The following is a 16,780-nucleotide window of genomic DNA, read 5'->3' on the forward strand; positions in this document are numbered from 1 at the left end:
TGGCTCCCCCTGCAAGACTTGAACTTGCGACATACGGATTAACAGTCCGCCGTTCTACCAACTGAACTAAGGGGGAACAAATTGTATCTTCTTTAGAAAGAAGTGGTGCCTCGAGGCGGAATCGAACCACCGACACGAGGATTTTCAATCCTCTGCTCTACCGACTGAGCTATCGAGGCAAATAAATGGTGCCGACTACCGGAATCGAACTGGTGACCTACTGATTACAAGTCAGTTGCTCTGCCTACTGAGCTAAGTCGGCGCACTTATATTTGCTTTTTTACTGATGTATGACACCAATAAATAAATCATGGTGCCCGGAGGCGGAATCGAACCACCGACACGAGGATTTTCAATCCTCTGCTCTACCGACTGAGCTATCCGGGCAACGGAGCGCTATTAAACGGGTTTTGTGCTTATTCGTCAACTTATTTTGGTAAAAAAAGGCAAAAAACCAGTTGATTGCTGTCATTTTCATCGATTTGACAATCATAGCTGTCCAGAGTTGAACTGTTTCTTGTATTTGAGCACTTTTTGTAAATAGCGGCGCGACTCAGAACTCGAGTGTTTATTGGTCAGCGCCCAATAAACTTGACTGGGTTTTAATGAGTTAATATCAGCAATCGCGCGTGTTCGGTTTCGATCAAAAGTGTTAAAAACGCCACCTGCTCCGCCGTTATAAGCCGAAATCATACTGTATTCTAGAGATAGCGGATCTCGTATGTCTTTTAGATAATAATTTTTTAAGATATAGAAATATGCAGTACCAGCATCAATATTGTTCTCAGGATTGTATAAGTATGCTGGCGAGGGTTGTCCTTTTCGCTTTTTGATTTTCTCAAACACATCTCGTCCAGCGGTTTTAGGTACGACTTGCATCAGGCCGTAGGCATTGGCCCAGCTTACTGCATAAGGGTTAAAGCTACTTTCGGTTTTAATGATGGCGTATATCAGATCAGCGTCAATGCCATACTTTTTCGCAGCTCGATTAATGCTATCCGCATACAGAACCCCTCGAATTTCAAGTTGGTTTTCAACCATGGGGATGACAACGTAATAGGATTTTTTAAAATCGACTTGTTTGACCTGAAGCTTATTTGACAGTAAATAATCGGCAAAGCGAGTGGCTCGCCATGACCATTGCATCGGTTGATTTTCATGATCAACAACTTGTTGATAGAGAAAAGGTTGCCCTTTTAATTCAATATCTTTTGATGAAAAAAGGTCAACACTAAGTGGGTCATCGGGAGTTAGCAATGTTGTTTTAATCGCACGCTTTAGATGAACCAATGGCTCTGATGACGCAATGGTTTCAATGGTAATTGTGCCTTTATCAAAGTTAACTTCGGCACGACTTTGATAGTCATCAATATACTTTACGTAGTTGCTTCTCCCTGCCACCTTGACTTCATTTACACCCCAACGTTTTTGAATATCGCCAGTAAAACTACTGATTAAGCTATCAAGCGCATCGGTGTCTTTCTCAAACTGTCCGGGTAAGGGAGCGAGATTCCGTGCAAAGCGATTGGTGGGCTCGTAATCTACACCGTAGGTGTTTTCAACAAACTCCCGGCTGCAAGCGCTGAGTAATGAGGCTGTAAGTAAGAAGATATAGAGTCGATGCATGTACTTTAATTCTGTTTTAACGCGCTACGCAGAGGTAGCGCCAAACAATTAGGATTCACTGGGTGGAGTATAGCCTTCGATGTGAACTTCTTTTCCTTCGAATAAGAAATTTACCATTTGCTCTTCGAGTAATTTACGATGCTCTGGATCCATCATATTGAGTTTTTTCTCGTTAATTAGCATGGTTTGTTTGTGTTGCCATTCCGCCCAAGCTTGTTTTGAAATTGAGTCAAAAATGCGCTTTCCCAATTCTCCAGGATAAAATTGAAAATCAAGACCTTCAGCTTCTTGGTTTAAACGAGCACAAAATACGGTGCGGCTCATAGGTGTATCCTCTTAACTATTTGATTCGATGGAAGCTAACTCATAATGCAGTGATTCAATCAATTGCTTTACAGGTGCGGCTAAACCGACTTCCTCTGGTTGCTCTAAGTTATACCAGACTCCTCGGTTTGGTTCCATAATGAGCGATGGTTGTTGATTCAGTTTCACCAGTTTGGGCGTGATATCGAGATGATAGTGACTAAATGTATGGCGAAACGTGATCAGAGTTTTTGTATATTTGATGTTGCTATCTTTAATCGCGAGTTGTTGTTGGATATCACCCATTGATGTTTGTGGGAAACAGTGAAGTCCTCCCCAAATACCACTAGAAGGGCGTAACTCAAGCCATACTTGGTTTTCAGCCACAATAATAAAAAATTCGGTTTCTTTTACCGGTTTCGCTTTTTTAGGTTTTTTTCCGGGATAATCCAATATATTTCCTTGAGCATGTGCAACACAAAACTGATCGATTGGGCATAGTGTGCATTTGGGCTTACTGCGAGTACACACCATTGCCCCCATATCCATCATAGCTTGATTATAGTTTGTGACCTGTTGCTTGGGAGTGTGCTGCTCGGCAAACTCCCATAAACGGTTCTCAACGTTTTTCTGCCCTGGCCATCCTTCAACAGCAAAACTTCTTGCAAGCGTACGTTTCACGTTACCATCTAAGATTGCATGAGGTTGACCATATACAGAGGAGAGAATGGCCGCTGCGGTCGAGCGTCCGATCCCTGGTAAAGCATGAACCTGTTCAAATTGAGTGGGAAACTCTCCTTGATACTCATCGACGACGATTTTTGCTGCTTTGTGTAAGTTTCGCGCTCGGGCGTAATAACCAAGGCCAGTCCATAAGTGGAGCACTTCATCTTGAGATGCATTGGCCAAGGTAGTAATGGTAGGGAAGCGCTCGACAAATTTTTCAAAATACGGAATGACCGTTGCAACTTGAGTTTGTTGCAGCATGATTTCAGATAACCAAACTCGGTAGGCGGTCTTATTTTGTTGCCATGGGAGGCTCTTACGACCGTATGAGTCGTACCAAGTTAGTATCGCTTTAGCAAATGGCGTCAAAAGTGGCTCTTTTATGGTTTTAGGTAACGAAACAAAATTGCACCACATATCCTTGTTTAAGTAAAACCCATATTTTTTGTGGTTATCTCATATGCGATGACGGTGATAATTCGCTTTAAATGGTAGAAACTTTTCAATAATACTTGCACCCACAGTTATTCTTTGGATAATCACAAGCCAATTTTATGAGTGTAAAATTTAAGCAGGTAGGTCAATGAGTGAAGTAACAACTAACGAATACACTGAAGATGGAAAACTGATTCGCAAGATTCGTAGTTTTGTTCGTCGTGAAGGTCGATTAACTAAGGGACAAGAATCAGCGATTAATGATTGTTGGCCTACTATGGGCGTTGATTTTCAAGAGACATTGCTCAATTGGCAAGAAGTGTTTGGGAACGATAACCCAGTTGTGTTGGAAATCGGCTTCGGAATGGGAGCTTCGCTTGTCGAAATGGCTAAAAATGCACCTGAGAAGAATTTTTTTGGTATCGAAGTTCACTCACCAGGCGTTGGAGCGTGTCTTTCTTCAGCTCGCGATGCGGGCGTGACTAACTTACGAGTGATGTGTCACGATGCGGTTGAAGTCTTCGCATACATGATTCCTAACGATAGCCTTGCGACACTGCAGCTATATTTCCCAGACCCATGGCATAAAAAACGCCACCATAAGCGTCGTATTGTTCAGCTTGAATTTGCTGAAATGGTTCGCCAAAAACTAGCGATAGGAAAAGGAATTTTCCATATGGCAACGGATTGGGAAAATTATGCAGAACATATGATTGAAGTTATGGAACAGGCTCCAGGGTATGAAAATATTGCTCAAGATGGGAATTACATTCCGCGTCCTGAAGAGCGTCCATTAACTAAGTTTGAAGCCCGAGGTCATCGTCTTGGTCATGGCGTGTGGGACATTAAATATAAGCGTTTAAGCTAAGTATTAAATAGTAAAAGGGAGCTCGAAGCTCCCTTTTATATTATTCATCGTGCAAAAACGCTTCAAGTAGCTCATTTAAAAATAACTTTCCTTTGTTCGTTACCTGCCACGTTTGTTCAGTTTCAATTAGATAGTCTTTTTGTTTTGCCCAATCAATGGTGGATTGCACATCACCGATCTCTAAACCCGTGGCGGCCACAAACTCACTTTTTGGACATGCCTCAAGTAAGCGAAATCGGTTCATGAAAAACTCGAATGGCCTATCAATGAATTCGACTTCGTGTTCGTTATCTAGATAGGGTTTTAATAAGTTTAGATAGCCTTTAGGGTGTTTCACTTTTGTTGTACGAATGATTCGTCCATCGGTAAAGCTTAGTTTTCCATGAGCACCGCAACCAATACCTAGATAATCCCCAAAGCGCCAATAGTTAAGATTATGACGACACTGATAACCCGGCTTGCTGTATCCCGAGGTTTCATATTGAATGTAGCCCGCGTTAGTTAAGACTTCGTGGCCGCGTTCGAAAATATCCCACAGTGCATCATCATCAGGTAATGTCGGCGGTTTAAAGTGAAATAGGGTATTGGGCTCGATGGTTAATTGATACCAAGATAAATGAGGAGGATCTAACTCAATAGCTTGCTGTAAATCACTCAGAGCCTCGTCAGGGCTTTGATCAGGCAAACCATGCATAAGGTCGAGGTTAAAGCTCTTTAAGCCAATTTGATGCGCTAGCTTTGCAGCATTAATGGCTTCTGAGGCTCCGTGAATTCGTCCTAAAGCGTTTAGTTTATCATTCTTGAAACTCTGGACCCCGATTGAAATTCGAGTTACCCCTGCCTCTCTATATCCGGAAAAACGCTCTGCTTCAATGGTCCCCGGATTGGCCTCCATGGTGATTTCAATATCATCTTCAAACTGAATTCGTTGTTCGACTTGAGCTAGGATTGAAGCAATGCCTTGAGGTGAAATTAAGCTCGGCGTTCCACCCCCAATAAAAATGGTATGGAGCTTGCGCTGTGATGATGTGAGCGCATAGCGTTGTATATCTTGATCAAGATCGTCAATTAACGCTTCAATGTAAGCATGCTCTGGAATCCCACCCTTTAATGTGTGGGAGTTAAAGTCGCAGTAAGGGCACTTTTGTACGCACCAAGGAATGTGAATATATAAGCTCAGCGCTGGTGGCGTGATCATTACTGCTTGTCACCCAATGCGGCAAAGAGTTTATCAAGAGCCTTTCCTCGATGTGATAGCTGCTTTTTACGTGTCGGTTCTAATTCGGCTGATGCGCAGTTTTCTTCGGGAACAAAGAAAATAGGGTCATAGCCAAAACCGTTGCTGCCACTTTGAGTTTCGAGGATTTTACCTTCCCATTGACCGTGACAGATTAATGGTGTTGGGTCGTTTTCGTGGCGCATAAGGACTAAAACACAGTGAAATCGAGCCGTTCTTTGAGTTTCTGGTGCCGATTTCATTTCGGCTAACAACTTATCGATATTGGTTTGATCGGTAGCGTTTTCCCCTGAATAACGCGCGGAATAAATACCGGGTGCACCGTTAAGGTAATCGACTTCAAGTCCCGAGTCATCGGCAATTGCCGGGAGGCCGGTTTCTTTTGCTGCATGACGAGCTTTAATAATCGCGTTCTCGACAAATGTGGTTCCTGTTTCTTCCACATCAGATACGTTAAATTCACTCTGTGCGACGACATCAAAGCCGAAATCGTTTAATAGATCGGCCATCTCGCGAACCTTACCTTGATTACCAGTGGCAAGAACGATTTTTTTTATTGGATAAGTGATACTCATGAGATTTATTATTCTTCGCTATAGAATTTTTGGTGGAATTTTAAGACGCCACGCCCTTTTAAGCCGGCATCAACGGAAATATTGAAGCGCAATGTGGTTTGGTCTTCGATTTTCAATGGGGCGATGTAATACATTGCATCCGCTTCTTTAATAAATTGAAATTCAAGTTGCTGGATTTGACCGACCAGATTTGTTGCAGTTCCTGAAATTTTCGCTTCAATCGCAGGCGTACCCAGTTGAGAATTATCGAGTACGGTTAAGTTTAACAGTGCTTGGTAACTGTTGCGCTCTAGGTTATAGGTGCGAGCGACTTCTGGTGTTAGAAACGTCGAATTAAAGGCAGAGTAGTGCACATCAATACTTTTAATTTGCTGCATTTGCTCCGCATTTACGCTTTGGCTGAGTAATAACCCTGACGCGATTAAAGTGGCTAGGATGGTTCTATATAACATCGATATTCTCCAGCTAGAAGGCCTTTAGATAAGGATTTTTATTATATCGGGAAGTGTTGATGGAGTATGGATTCGAACTTGTTTATGTCGTCCGAGTTCGCCTTTTTCGATATTAATTTGGCTTTTGGAGACCTTAAACTGTTTAGATAGAAATTTCGCCAAATAGGCATTGGCTTTCCCATCGACAGGTGGCGCAGTGATCGCCACCTTGATTTCATCACCGTGTGGTCCAACGATTTGATCTCGGCTTGCTTTGGGCTGAATGTACAGCTTTAGCAAAAGATCGTCACCGTCGAACCATACGGGAGTCATTATAGCTGATACCAAAGTTGACCGACGAGATCACCCATTAAGAAGTTTGCGAATTGAAGCAATATAAATACCACTAAAACGCTTAAATCAAAACCACCAGTGTCAGGTAAGATGCGACGCACAGGCGCGAGCAGTGGTTCTGTTATTTGATGGAATAAGTATTCGATAGGGCTACGGCCTTGACTCACCCAACTTAAGATAGCTCTGATCAGTAGGACCCAAAAAACTAATCCACCGGCCGCTTTTATTAGTGAAAGCAACCCAAGTAACAAGAAATAGGGCGTGAAAGTCATGGCTCCAGAAGAGGCGACCAACATTAACACAGTGAACTTAAGTACACATAGGACATAAGCAAACAGCAGTGTCGCTAAATCTATGCTGCCGATCGATGGAATAACACGACGCAGTGGCTTAAGTACGGGCTGAGTGGCTTTCACTATGAACTGTGAAAACGGATTATAGAAATCAGCACGTGTTGCTTGGAGCCATATTCTCAGTAGCACTACCATGATGTAGAGATCAAATACGGTAGAGACTAAAAAAGTGATTGAATTCATATCTTGCCCTTTATTGTTCTTTGATTCATTGAACCCGTTGATATCGAATAAAACGAGTTAAAATAAGGTTTCCATCTCTTCAGCTCGAGAGACTGCGGCTTGCATTGCTTTACTTACGATAGCTTCTAAATCGTGTTCTTTAAAGGTACGAATAGCTTCCGCGGTCGTCCCTCCTTTAGATGTTACTCGTTCTCGAAGTGTGGCAATGTCGAGATCTTGATTGGCAATGACCATTTCTGCTGCGCCAAGTGCGGTTTGCTGTACCATAACTCGAGCCGCTTCTTTATCAAATCCTTGAGCAATTGCCTCTGCTTGCATCGCTTCCATAAAGAGGAAAAAATACGCGGGGCCACTGCCAGATCCTGCTGTAACCGTATTGATTCCAGACTCTTGTTCTACCCAGCACACTTCACCCACCGATTGGAGAAATTGTTCAGCGAAGGCTCTATCTGAAGTGGACGCCAATGTATTTGCATATAAACCACTCATGCCCTTATTAACGAGAGCTGGTGTATTTGGCATGACTCGAACTAGGCTTAGCTTGCTACCGAGTAACTCCTCAATGCGTTGGCAAGAAACGCCAGCCGCAATTGAGATCACAAGTTTATTTGTCCAATCGATGTTTTGTAATGGTTCACATACCGTTGCCATAAGTTGGGGTTTAACCGAAAGCACAATTACGTCGGCATCTGCTGCCGCAGTATGATTATCATGACTTGTTTGTACGGAAAATTGTTGTGCTAGGTATTCAAGGCGTTCTGGTGTTGGGTCTGCGGCGATGACATTCTCAGCGGGATAACCACTACTGAGTAAACCGGAAATGATCGCTTCAGCCATATTACCTGAACCGATAAAAGCAATTTTGCGTTGTTCCATGTTAATTGGCTCCATATTACTTGGCTAAATATTGTTAGACGAAAGCTATCTCTGCGCTAAGTTTCTAAATCTCGACTACGATTGAGAATTTAAGGTTGTGTCTTGTAGTCTCGCGCGCCAAATATGGCGGTTCCAATACGAACAATTGTGCTGCCTGCATCTATTGCAGCCTTCATGTCACCGCTCATCCCCATTGAGAGAGTATCGATGGTTGAATAGTGCTGTTTTAGCTTTGATTGTAAGTCTGCGAGCTGCTGAAACGCTCGATATTGAGAATCATAATCAGCCACACTTTCTGGAATTGACATCAACCCTCTTAACGTGAGGTTAGGCAGTGAGGAAATCAACTCTGCCAGAGCAAAAACTTCTTCGTTATTAATTCCTGATTTCGAGTCTTCACCACTGGTATTCACCTGAATAAGTACCTGGATCGGCGCTTTACCTTCTGGGCGTTGGTCGTTTAATCGTTGGGCAATTTTATCTCGACTTACTGTATGTACCCAATCAAAATTTTCAGCGACCGGACGCGTTTTATTCGATTGAATAGGTCCAATAAAGTGCCAAACTAAATTTAGCTCAGGATTATTCTTAGAAAAAAATGAAACCTTATCAACACCTTCCTGAACGTAGTTTTCACCAAATTCTATTTGTCCTGCTTGAATCGCATCTTGAATGGCGTCGACTGGCTTGGTCTTGCTGACGGCTAATAACATGACAGATTTACGAGCGCGACCGCAGTTTTCGGTCATCGAATCTATTTGTGACGTGATATTTTGGATGTTGGTTTCAATTCTATTCATAGTGACTAATTGGGTTAGGAAATAATATGTCTGTTGAACTGGATGATATTTTGTCCCTCAGTGTAAAGCATAATGCGTCAGATCTACATATTTCTGCGCGACTAAGGCCAAGAATTCGAGTCGATGGGCAATTGGTCGTACTTACGCAAGTCGAATGCCTTTCAAACCAGCAAATTGAGCAAATACTTCACGATATTTACCCAGACGCTAAATTGGGGGCATTTCTTCAGGTTGATTTTAGTTATGAGCACTCACATTGGGGACGTTTTCGTGTGAACTGTTTTTATCAAAATACCGGTTTATCGATTGTAATGAGAAGAATTGGAACGACCGTTCCCGAGCTTTCTCAACTGGGTGTGCCGAGCGGGGTTTTAACATTGCCCTCTCTTGAACAAGGCTTAGTACTCGTGACTGGCCCAACTGGTTCAGGTAAATCAACGACTCTAAGTGCTCTAATTGGTCAGATTAACCAACAATACGCAAAACACATTTTGACCATTGAAGACCCGATTGAGTTTATTTATCAGTCGCAACAATCGTTAATTTCTCAGCGAGAAGTCCACTCTCATGTTGAATCATTCACCGATGCGTTAAAAGCGGCTTTGCGCGAAGACCCTGATGTTATCTTGGTTGGTGAGCTTCGAGATTGCGAGACAATTCGTTTAGCACTAACGGCAGCGGAAACGGGCCATTTGGTTTTTGCCACCTTGCATACTCAAAGTGCGGCTCAAACTATATCTAGAGTGGTGGATGTTTTTCCGAGTGAAGAACAACAAAGAGTGCGAACTCAACTCGCAGGCTCTCTTCAAGCAGTTATTGCCCAAAGATTATTGGCAAAGAAAAAAGGCGGTCGAGTAGGCTGTTATGAATTACTTATTGCGACGCCTGCGGTGCGAAATGTGATTCGAGAGAATAAGCTTGCCCAATTAAACTCTTTGATTGAAATGGGCAGTGGGCATGGAATGATCAGTTATCAACAGAGCTTACAAAAGCTTAGCGCGAGTGTGGAGTTAGCATAGTGAGGTTACCCCCATTGCGTTTCAAACCAGCTTTCTAAAATAATGACAGCAGATTGGCAATCAACATTTCCTTTGCTCAGAGCTTTATAGCCTCCGAGTTGAAATAATTCTTCTCGAGCCGAGGTGGTGGAAAGGCGTTCATCGTGAAGTTCTACTTTTACGCCAAAGCGGCCAAATAAACGATTTGCGAACTTTTTTGCTCGTGGTGCAATGGTTTCGAGATCTTTGCCATGCAGATCGGTCGGTAGTCCAACCACGATTAAATTGGGTTGCCACTCTTTAATTTGTTTCTCAATATCATCCCAATTTGGAATGCCATCGTTAGCTTTGAAGGCTTTTAACGGTGAAGCGGTCCCCGTAATATCTTGACCAATGGCGCTGCCGATACTTTTGGTTCCGTAATCAAAAGCCATGATTGTTCGTGACATTATTATTCCTGTAGTTTTAAGCGTGTCCAGCAAGCACCGATAATTGAGCAGGTTCTATTCCCAACGTCTTAATCGCATGATTCCATTTTTCATGCATGGGGGTTGAGTAAATTAGCTCGGGATCGGCTTCAATGGTAAGCCATGAATTTTGAGAGAGTTCTTGCTCAAGTTGCCCCGCTTCCCAACCAGCGTAACCAAGTGCCACAACGTAGTCAGCTGGTTCGGCTTTGGTGCCTAAGACGGCGAGTATATCTTGAGAGGTCGTTACCGCGATATCTTCGGTCATTTTTAGGCTTGAATTATAATGACTATTAGGACGATGGAGAACAAAACCTCGATCTTCGGCAACAGGGCCACCATTGAGAACTGGTTTCTCGAGATTTGACTCATATTCCATTGGATACAAAGGAGTGACCTCGACCTGCTTGAGCATGCCACCGATGGAGATGTCGATAGGGGCGTTGATCATTATCCCCATTGCACCTTCCTCATTATGCTCGCATACGTAAATCACACTGCGTTTGAAGAATGAGTCTTCTAAACTCGGCATGGCCACGAGAAAATGATTGGTTAGGTTCATGATGGTCTCTCTTTGTATTCGTTCTAATTAGTTGAGGTCTAATCGACGTTCAATGGCATCCATAAGCTTTCCAGTAATTGAAACATCAAAAGCAGCTTCAATTTCTACGATACATGTTGGACTGGTGACATTAATTTCAGTTAGCTTATCGCCAATCACATCAAGTCCAACAAAAATCAGTCCTTTTTCTTTCAATGTCGGCCCCACCGCTTTTGCGATGGCGATATCGGTCTCACTTAATGGTCGAGCTTCACCACGACCACCGGCAGCTAAGTTACCACGAGTTTCACCTTTTGCAGGAATACGAGCCAAGCAATATGGCATTGGCTCGCCATCAACAACCAAAATTCTTTTATCCCCATTAGAGATATCAGGTACAAATGTCTGCGCCATGCAGTAATTGTTACCATGGTTAGTTAGGGTTTCGATGATAACCGATACATTCGGATCGTCTTTTTTTACTCGGAAAATGGACGCACCACCCATACCATCTAGTGGTTTTAGAATAACGTCACCGTGTTTTTCTCTGAATGCTTTGAGGGTTTCTGCTTTACGAGTGACAACCGTTGTTGGCGTTAATTCAGGGAACCAGGCGGTGAAGAGCTTTTCATTGCAGTCACGCAAGCTTTGAGGTTTGTTGACAATTAATGTACCGGCGATTTCTGCGCGCTCTAAAATGTAAGTCGCGTATATATATTCAGTATCAAATGGAGGATCTTTACGCATTAAAACCGCATCAAGATCTGATAACTCAATTGTTTTTTGTTCCTCAGCCTCAAACCATGATTGAGGATCGTTTTTAACCGTGATGACTTGAGTATCCGCAAGGGCGATCCCCTGTTCTAAGTGAAGATCGTCCATTTTCATATAATGGATTTCGTAGCCACGGCGTTGTGCTTCAAGCATCATTGCAAATGAAGAGTCTTTTTTAATGTTAATGGATTCAATAGGATCCATTACGATACCAATTTTAATCATGATGTGTTCTCCAGTTATCCAAGATCGCCAAAACGAACTTGAAGTGCAGTGATGGCAGTAAGCGCCGCTGTTTCGGTACGTAATACTCGTGGGCCGAGCAGCGTCTCTTCAAAGTGATAATTTCGCGTCATTGCTATTTCTGTGTCTGACAAGCCTCCTTCCGGGCCAACCAATAATCTTACTTTGTTAACCGGTTGCGGAAGCGTATTAATTGAGTATTGTGCTCGTGGATGAAGATTGAGTTTTAATGCTTCTGTGGTTTCTGAGCACCAATCTTCAAGCGACATAATAGGGCGAATCTGTGGCACTGAATTACGCCCACATTGTTCGCACGCACCAATAATAATTTTTTCCCATTGCTGACGTTTCTTGTCAAAACGTTTTTGATCAAGCTTGACGCCACAACGTTCTGACAACAATGGGGTTATAGTGTTCACGCCGAGTTCGACCGCTTTTTGAATGGTAAAGTCCATTTTATCACCACGAGAAATGACCTGACCCAAGTGTAAGTCTAACGGTGATTCGACATTGCGTTCGTTGATCTGTTCAATTTGAGCAATGATCGACTTCTTGCTTACTTCAACAAGGCTAGCATTGAATTCGCGTCCACTTCCATCGAATAGAGTAATGGCTTGACCAACCCCCATTCGTAACACACGACCGATGTGACCGACCGCATCGTCGCTGAGCGAGACTTGCTGCTGAGAATCAATCAAGCTTGGATGATAAATTCGTGGGATTCGCATGAAACTTTCCTGACTTAGAGGTCTATGAATTAGAGCATGTATATAGATTGATAAATGGGACTACTGTTGTTGAATTACAAGGGCAAAATAAACAATTAGCGCTATCTAATTGTCTCACCCTATTTTTGGGTTACTCCGGTAAACTGCAACTCTTGTTGGCATCGAACACACAGGTAGTTGGCTTGGCCTCGGACGATTTTATTATGGCGTCGAATTGTCAGGTCGTGTGACTGACAGCCGCAATGATAGGAGTAACGCTTTCCTTGCACAGACGATACATTAAAACGGTGAGTGGTTGTAGGCTCAAGTTGAAATACGTCCCACATGATGGCCTTCCACTCTTTTCCATGAGGGCGAACTCGTCCATAGCGTTTAAAAGCAATTAAATGAGCAATTTCGTGGGGAATCACTTGGTTTAAAAATTCGTTTTGGTTTTCATGGAATAAAATGGGGTTTAATCTTACTTCCCAAAGCTCTAGATAGGCCTTGCCAGCGCATTTACCACGTAGCTTTAAAGAGAGAGTTGGCGTGGTGTAGTTCTCAGAAAAATAGTGATTAGCCTGTTGAATGCAAGATTGAATTTTTTGCTCGGCTTGTTGGGTGACGGCGGCTGAGAGCATGAAAACCTATGAGTTATAAATATCTATCACTGTTATAACAAAAAAAGCCCTCGAATCCGAGGGCTTGAAATTGCAATTATCAACTTGGTTTTACTTGATACCAGCGAAATCTTTTAGAACATCAACTTTGTTGGTTGCTTCCCAAGGGAATTCGTCGCGACCAAAGTGTCCGTAAGCTGCTGTTTTTTTGTACATTGGTTGCAGTAAGTTCAGCATTTCTTGTAAACCGTATGGGCGAAGATCAAAGTTCTGACGTACTGCTTCAACAATGATCTCTTGGGCGACTTTCTCGGTGCCGAAGGTTTCAATCATAATTGATGTAGGATCCGCAACACCGATGGCGTAAGAAAGTTGAATTTCACAACGATCAGCCATACCCGCAGCAACAATATTTTTAGCAACATAACGCGCAGCATAAGCAGCACTGCGGTCAACTTTTGATGGATCTTTACCAGAGAAAGCCCCACCACCGTGACGAGCAGCACCACCATAAGTATCTACGATGATTTTGCGTCCAGTTAATCCACAGTCACCCATTGGACCACCAATAACGAAACGACCTGTCGGGTTAATGAAGAAGTTGGTGTCTTTACTTAACCATTCGGCAGGTAAAACTGGCTTGATGATCTCTTCCATTACAGCTTCACGAAGATCTGGCGTAGAGATGGTATCGCAATGTTGAGTAGAAAGAACGACGGCATCTATTCCGACAATTTTGCCTTGATCGTACTGAAACGTTACTTGAGACTTCGCATCAGGACGTAACCAAGGTAGTGTGCCATTTTTACGTACTTCTGCTTGGCGTTGAACCAGACGATGTGAGTAAGTAATCGGGGCTGGCATCAATACTTCAGTTTCATTGGTTGCATAACCAAACATAATACCTTGGTCACCAGCACCTTGCTCTTTAGGGTCGGATTTATCAACGCCTTGATTGATGTCTGGCGATTGCTTACCAATGGTATTAAGCACGGCGCATGACTCAGCATCAAAGCCCATTTCCGAACCGGTATAGCCAATTTCTTTTACGGTATCACGAGTAATTTGCTCGATATCAACCCATGCTGAGGTTGTAACTTCACCACCAACCATGACCATTCCGGTTTTTACATAAGTTTCACAAGCTACGCGAGCTTTCGGGTCTTGTTCTAAGATGGCATCTAATACCGCATCAGAGATTTGATCGGCAATTTTATCTGGATGTCCTTCTGAAACCGATTCAGAAGTAAATAGGTGCTTAGTCATGAGCGCTCCGTTCTACTTATTTAAAAGCAAGTCAATCGCCTGCTTATTGGTATATAAATACATTATAGGAGTATTTACATCTAGACGTCTATTTAATTTTTTTGAGTAAATTATGAACAATTTTATCAGCGTCTTTTCGAGACACAGTTTGACTGATTGTTAAATTTGTACATATTGGTCACAAGGTTCACAGAAAATGCTGAGCTATTGCACTATTTGGGTGGTAAATCGTTTGCACGGCTTAATGGGCTCTGCGACAATATCGCCGCTAATTAATTTGACTTCGCTAAGGATTTAGGAGCTGACATGTCCTCTCAAAAACATCTTGCTAATGCAATTCGTGCTCTAAGCATGGATGGTGTACAACAAGCTAACTCTGGCCACCCTGGGGCCCCTATGGGCATGGCTGATATCGCCGAAGTGTTGTGGCGTGGCCACTTAAATCATAACCCACAGAATCCAAATTGGGCTGATCGCGACCGTTTTGTGTTATCAAATGGTCATGGCTCTATGCTAATTTATTCGCTTCTTCACCTTTCTGGTTATGACCTTTCTATTGATGATTTGAAAAACTTCCGTCAATTGCACTCTAAAACACCAGGTCACCCTGAATATGGTTATGCACCTGGCATTGAAACAACGACTGGACCTCTAGGTCAAGGAATCACTAACGCTGTTGGTATGGCACTGGCAGAAAAAGCGTTGGCGGCTCAGTTTAACCAAGAAGGCCATGACATCGTCGACCACTTTACCTACGCATTTATGGGCGATGGTTGTTTGATGGAAGGTATTTCACATGAAGCTTGTTCTCTTGCTGGGACATTAGGTCTGGGCAAACTGATTGCTTTCTGGGATGACAACGGTATTTCTATCGATGGTCATGTTGAAGGTTGGTTTAGCGATGATACTCCTAAGCGTTTTGAAGCATACGGTTGGCATGTTATTCCAGCGGTCGATGGTCACAACGCAGAAGCAATCAATGCGGCGATCGAAGCTGCAAAAGCAGACTCATCCCGTCCAACTCTAATTTGTACTAAAACCACGATTGGTTTCGGTTCACCAAATAAAGCTGGCACTCATGATTGTCACGGTGCTCCACTAGGTGCTGATGAAATCGCGGCTACTCGCAAAGAGCTTGGCTGGGAGTATGGTCCATTCGAAATTCCTGCTGATATTTATGCTCAATGGGATGCGAAAGAATCTGGCGCAGCAAAACAAGCTAAATGGGAAGCGAAATTTTCCGCTTACCAATCAGCGTATCCAGAACTTGCAGCAGAGTTTACTCGTCGTGTAAACAACGAACTTCCAGCTGACTGGGAAGAAAAAGCTCAAGCTATTATTGCTGATTTACAAGCTAATCCTGCGAACATCGCATCGCGTAAAGCGTCTCAAAATGCATTAGAAGCGTTTGGTAAGATGCTTCCTGAATTTATGGGTGGCTCAGCTGACTTAGCACCATCGAACCTAACTATGTGGTCTGGCTCAAAAGCGGTTACAGCTGATGATGCTTCAGGTAACTATATTCATTATGGTGTTCGTGAATTTGGTATGACTGCGATCATGAATGGTATGGCACTTCACGGTGGGTTTGTTCCTTACGGTGCAACCTTCTTGATGTTTATGGAATACGCACGCAATGCAATGCGCATGGCTGCACTTATGAAGATTCAAAACATTCAAGTTTACACTCATGACTCAATTGGTCTTGGTGAAGATGGTCCAACGCACCAACCTGTAGAACAAGTTGCTTCGTTACGTTTGACTCCAAATATGAGTACTTGGCGCCCATGTGACCAAGTCGAGTCGGCGGTTGCGTGGAAATATGCGATTGAACGTAAAGATGGTCCTACGTCTCTTATTTTCTCGCGTCAAAACCTTGCTCAGCAAGATCGTGATGCAGCACAAGTGGCTAATATCGCAAAAGGTGGCTACATCCTGAAAGACTGTGAAGGCGCACCTGAGCTAATCTTGATTGCGACAGGTTCAGAAGTCGAGCTTGCTGTAGCTGCCGCTGCTGAATTAACAGCCGAAGGTAAGTCGGTTCGCGTTGTTTCTATGCCAGCGACAGACTTATTCGACAAACAAGATGCGGCTTATCAAGAATCGGTTCTTCCTGCTGCAGTAACAGCTCGTGTTGCTGTTGAAGCTGGAATCGCAGATTTCTGGTACAAGTATGTTGGTTTTGGTGGTGCAATAGTTGGTATGACTACGTTTGGTGAGTCTGCACCAGCTGGAGAACTCTTCAAAATGTTTGGTTTCACGACTGAAAATGTAGTGAAAAAAGCAAAAGAAGTATTAGCAAAATAATCGCAAGATTTTATTTGCACTCTTCGTCGAAAGCCGAGCTCTTGCTCGGCTTTTTTATTGCAAATTTAAATGAAGTCGCGGGCTGTTATT

Annotated in this window: 19 protein-coding genes and 4 tRNA genes; 3 read left to right on the plus strand and 20 right to left on the minus strand. The window is 43.1% G+C overall.

Translation table 11 applies throughout. The annotated features are described in order from the left end of the window. The 7 genes from ACXJY6_RS08685 to mutY all read right to left on the minus strand — a co-directional run bounded on the left by ACXJY6_RS08685 (position 1) and on the right by mutY (position 3,024). Positions 1-76 (minus strand) — tRNA-Asn (locus ACXJY6_RS08685). Positions 77-103: 27 nt separating this feature from the next. Beyond that, positions 104-179, minus strand: a tRNA-Phe gene (locus ACXJY6_RS08690). A 7-nt stretch (positions 180-186) separates the two neighbouring features. Next, positions 187-262 (minus strand) — tRNA-Thr (locus tag ACXJY6_RS08695). Between the two features lie 49 nt (positions 263-311). Next, a tRNA-Phe gene (locus ACXJY6_RS08700) sits at positions 312-387 on the minus strand. A 102-nt stretch (positions 388-489) separates the two neighbouring features. Further along, positions 490-1,626 (minus strand): membrane-bound lytic murein transglycosylase MltC, encoded by a 1,137-nt coding sequence (gene mltC, locus ACXJY6_RS08705; protein ID WP_458768092.1) that lies wholly within the window; start codon positions 1,624-1,626, stop codon positions 490-492. A gap of 48 nt (positions 1,627-1,674) precedes the next feature. After that, positions 1,675-1,950 carry an oxidative damage protection protein gene (locus ACXJY6_RS08710; RefSeq protein ID WP_456052870.1) on the minus strand — a complete coding sequence of 92 codons (276 nt, stop codon included), beginning with the start codon at positions 1,948-1,950 and terminating at the stop codon, positions 1,675-1,677. Between the two features lie 12 nt (positions 1,951-1,962). Beyond that, on the minus strand, positions 1,963-3,024 hold the full coding sequence (mutY, locus tag ACXJY6_RS08715) for an A/G-specific adenine glycosylase (protein ID WP_458768093.1): 1,062 nt from the start codon (positions 3,022-3,024) through the stop codon (positions 1,963-1,965). Positions 3,025-3,238: 214 nt separating this feature from the next. Between mutY and trmB the strand changes: the two genes are divergently transcribed. Next, positions 3,239-3,958, plus strand: coding sequence for a tRNA (guanosine(46)-N7)-methyltransferase TrmB (trmB, locus tag ACXJY6_RS08720; protein WP_458768094.1), 720 nt, complete (start codon positions 3,239-3,241; stop codon positions 3,956-3,958). Between the two features lie 40 nt (positions 3,959-3,998). Here trmB and hemW read toward each other — a convergent pair whose 3' ends face one another. The 7 genes from hemW to ACXJY6_RS08755 all read right to left on the minus strand — a co-directional run bounded on the left by hemW (position 3,999) and on the right by ACXJY6_RS08755 (position 8,767). After that, entirely contained in the window at positions 3,999-5,156 is a 1,158-nt protein-coding gene (hemW, locus tag ACXJY6_RS08725) for a radical SAM family heme chaperone HemW (RefSeq protein WP_458768095.1), read from the minus strand. Continuing rightward, positions 5,156-5,752: an XTP/dITP diphosphatase gene (locus ACXJY6_RS08730; RefSeq protein WP_456052877.1), complete on the minus strand. Its 597-nt coding sequence runs from the start codon at positions 5,750-5,752 to the stop codon at positions 5,156-5,158. Before ACXJY6_RS08730 ends, hemW begins: the two co-directional genes overlap by 1 nt. Positions 5,753-5,778: 26 nt before the next feature. Beyond that, positions 5,779-6,222, minus strand: coding sequence for a DUF4426 domain-containing protein (locus tag ACXJY6_RS08735; RefSeq protein ID WP_456052866.1), 444 nt, complete (start codon positions 6,220-6,222; stop codon positions 5,779-5,781). 24 nt (positions 6,223-6,246) lie between these two features. Beyond that, positions 6,247-6,534, minus strand: coding sequence for a DUF167 family protein YggU (yggU, locus tag ACXJY6_RS08740; RefSeq protein ID WP_458768096.1), 288 nt, complete (start codon positions 6,532-6,534; stop codon positions 6,247-6,249). Continuing rightward, on the minus strand, positions 6,534-7,091 hold the full coding sequence (locus ACXJY6_RS08745; protein WP_456052864.1) for a YggT family protein: 558 nt from the start codon (positions 7,089-7,091) through the stop codon (positions 6,534-6,536). The genes yggU and ACXJY6_RS08745 overlap by 1 nt, the downstream gene beginning before the upstream one ends. Before the next feature lie 57 nt (positions 7,092-7,148). Beyond that, the gene (proC, locus tag ACXJY6_RS08750; RefSeq protein WP_458768097.1) at positions 7,149-7,967 is read right to left on the minus strand and encodes a pyrroline-5-carboxylate reductase; all 819 of its coding nucleotides are present in this window, start codon (positions 7,965-7,967) and stop codon (positions 7,149-7,151) included. Between the two features lie 89 nt (positions 7,968-8,056). Next, positions 8,057-8,767 (minus strand): YggS family pyridoxal phosphate-dependent enzyme, encoded by a 711-nt coding sequence (locus ACXJY6_RS08755; protein ID WP_458768098.1) that lies wholly within the window; start codon positions 8,765-8,767, stop codon positions 8,057-8,059. 26 nt (positions 8,768-8,793) lie between these two features. Here ACXJY6_RS08755 and ACXJY6_RS08760 point away from each other — a divergent pair, with 26 nt between their 5' ends. Beyond that, positions 8,794-9,786, plus strand: coding sequence for a type IV pilus twitching motility protein PilT (locus tag ACXJY6_RS08760; RefSeq protein ID WP_458768099.1), 993 nt, complete (start codon positions 8,794-8,796; stop codon positions 9,784-9,786). A 5-nt stretch (positions 9,787-9,791) separates the two neighbouring features. Here the strand turns inward: ACXJY6_RS08760 and ruvX are convergent, their stop codons facing one another. The 6 genes from ruvX to metK form a co-directional block, all read right to left on the minus strand. Beyond that, a complete protein-coding gene (gene ruvX, locus ACXJY6_RS08765; RefSeq protein ID WP_458768100.1) occupies positions 9,792-10,214 on the minus strand; it encodes a Holliday junction resolvase RuvX in 423 nt (140 codons plus the stop codon). Between the two features lie 16 nt (positions 10,215-10,230). Next, positions 10,231-10,794 carry a YqgE/AlgH family protein gene (locus ACXJY6_RS08770; RefSeq protein WP_458768101.1) on the minus strand — a complete coding sequence of 188 codons (564 nt, stop codon included), beginning with the start codon at positions 10,792-10,794 and terminating at the stop codon, positions 10,231-10,233. A 27-nt stretch (positions 10,795-10,821) separates the two neighbouring features. After that, the gene (gene gshB, locus ACXJY6_RS08775; RefSeq protein ID WP_456052858.1) at positions 10,822-11,772 is read right to left on the minus strand and encodes a glutathione synthase; all 951 of its coding nucleotides are present in this window, start codon (positions 11,770-11,772) and stop codon (positions 10,822-10,824) included. Between the two features lie 14 nt (positions 11,773-11,786). After that, a complete protein-coding gene (gene rsmE, locus ACXJY6_RS08780; protein WP_456052857.1) occupies positions 11,787-12,518 on the minus strand; it encodes a 16S rRNA (uracil(1498)-N(3))-methyltransferase in 732 nt (243 codons plus the stop codon). A 119-nt stretch (positions 12,519-12,637) separates the two neighbouring features. Then, positions 12,638-13,138, minus strand: a complete 501-nt coding sequence (locus tag ACXJY6_RS08785) for a SprT family zinc-dependent metalloprotease (RefSeq protein WP_458768102.1) — start codon at positions 13,136-13,138, stop codon at positions 12,638-12,640. A 90-nt stretch (positions 13,139-13,228) separates the two neighbouring features. Further along, entirely contained in the window at positions 13,229-14,383 is a 1,155-nt protein-coding gene (metK, locus tag ACXJY6_RS08790; RefSeq protein WP_456052855.1) for a methionine adenosyltransferase, read from the minus strand. Positions 14,384-14,689: 306 nt separating this feature from the next. Between metK and tkt the strand changes: the two genes are divergently transcribed. After that, entirely contained in the window at positions 14,690-16,690 is a 2,001-nt protein-coding gene (gene tkt / locus ACXJY6_RS08795) for a transketolase (RefSeq protein WP_458768103.1), read from the plus strand. The last annotated feature ends 90 nt before the right edge of the window (positions 16,691-16,780 follow it).

Source organism: Vibrio phycocola (assembly GCF_054404255.1).

Bases quoted from the DNA above. Each gene is read 5' to 3' on its own strand.
- mltC (WP_458768092.1), bottom strand. From the start codon at position 1,626: ATGCATCGACTCTATATCTTCTTACTTACAGCCTCATTACTCAGCGCT.
- ACXJY6_RS08710 (WP_456052870.1), bottom strand. From the start codon at position 1,950: ATGAGCCGCACCGTATTTTGTGCTCGTTTAAACCAAGAAGCTGAAGGT.
- trmB (WP_458768094.1), top strand. From the start codon at position 3,239: ATGAGTGAAGTAACAACTAACGAATACACTGAAGATGGAAAACTGATT.
- hemW (WP_458768095.1), bottom strand. From the start codon at position 5,156: ATGATCACGCCACCAGCGCTGAGCTTATATATTCACATTCCTTGGTGC.
- ACXJY6_RS08735 (WP_456052866.1), bottom strand. From the start codon at position 6,222: ATGTTATATAGAACCATCCTAGCCACTTTAATCGCGTCAGGGTTATTA.
- yggU (WP_458768096.1), bottom strand. From the start codon at position 6,534: ATGACTCCCGTATGGTTCGACGGTGACGATCTTTTGCTAAAGCTGTAC.
- ACXJY6_RS08745 (WP_456052864.1), bottom strand. From the start codon at position 7,091: ATGAATTCAATCACTTTTTTAGTCTCTACCGTATTTGATCTCTACATC.
- proC (WP_458768097.1), bottom strand. From the start codon at position 7,967: ATGGAACAACGCAAAATTGCTTTTATCGGTTCAGGTAATATGGCTGAA.
- ACXJY6_RS08755 (WP_458768098.1), bottom strand. From the start codon at position 8,767: ATGAATAGAATTGAAACCAACATCCAAAATATCACGTCACAAATAGAT.
- ACXJY6_RS08760 (WP_458768099.1), top strand. From the start codon at position 8,794: ATGTCTGTTGAACTGGATGATATTTTGTCCCTCAGTGTAAAGCATAAT.
- ruvX (WP_458768100.1), bottom strand. From the start codon at position 10,214: ATGTCACGAACAATCATGGCTTTTGATTACGGAACCAAAAGTATCGGC.
- ACXJY6_RS08770 (WP_458768101.1), bottom strand. From the start codon at position 10,794: ATGAACCTAACCAATCATTTTCTCGTGGCCATGCCGAGTTTAGAAGAC.
- gshB (WP_456052858.1), bottom strand. From the start codon at position 11,772: ATGATTAAAATTGGTATCGTAATGGATCCTATTGAATCCATTAACATT.
- rsmE (WP_456052857.1), bottom strand. From the start codon at position 12,518: ATGCGAATCCCACGAATTTATCATCCAAGCTTGATTGATTCTCAGCAG.
- ACXJY6_RS08785 (WP_458768102.1), bottom strand. From the start codon at position 13,138: ATGCTCTCAGCCGCCGTCACCCAACAAGCCGAGCAAAAAATTCAATCT.
- metK (WP_456052855.1), bottom strand. From the start codon at position 14,383: ATGACTAAGCACCTATTTACTTCTGAATCGGTTTCAGAAGGACATCCA.
- tkt (WP_458768103.1), top strand. From the start codon at position 14,690: ATGTCCTCTCAAAAACATCTTGCTAATGCAATTCGTGCTCTAAGCATG.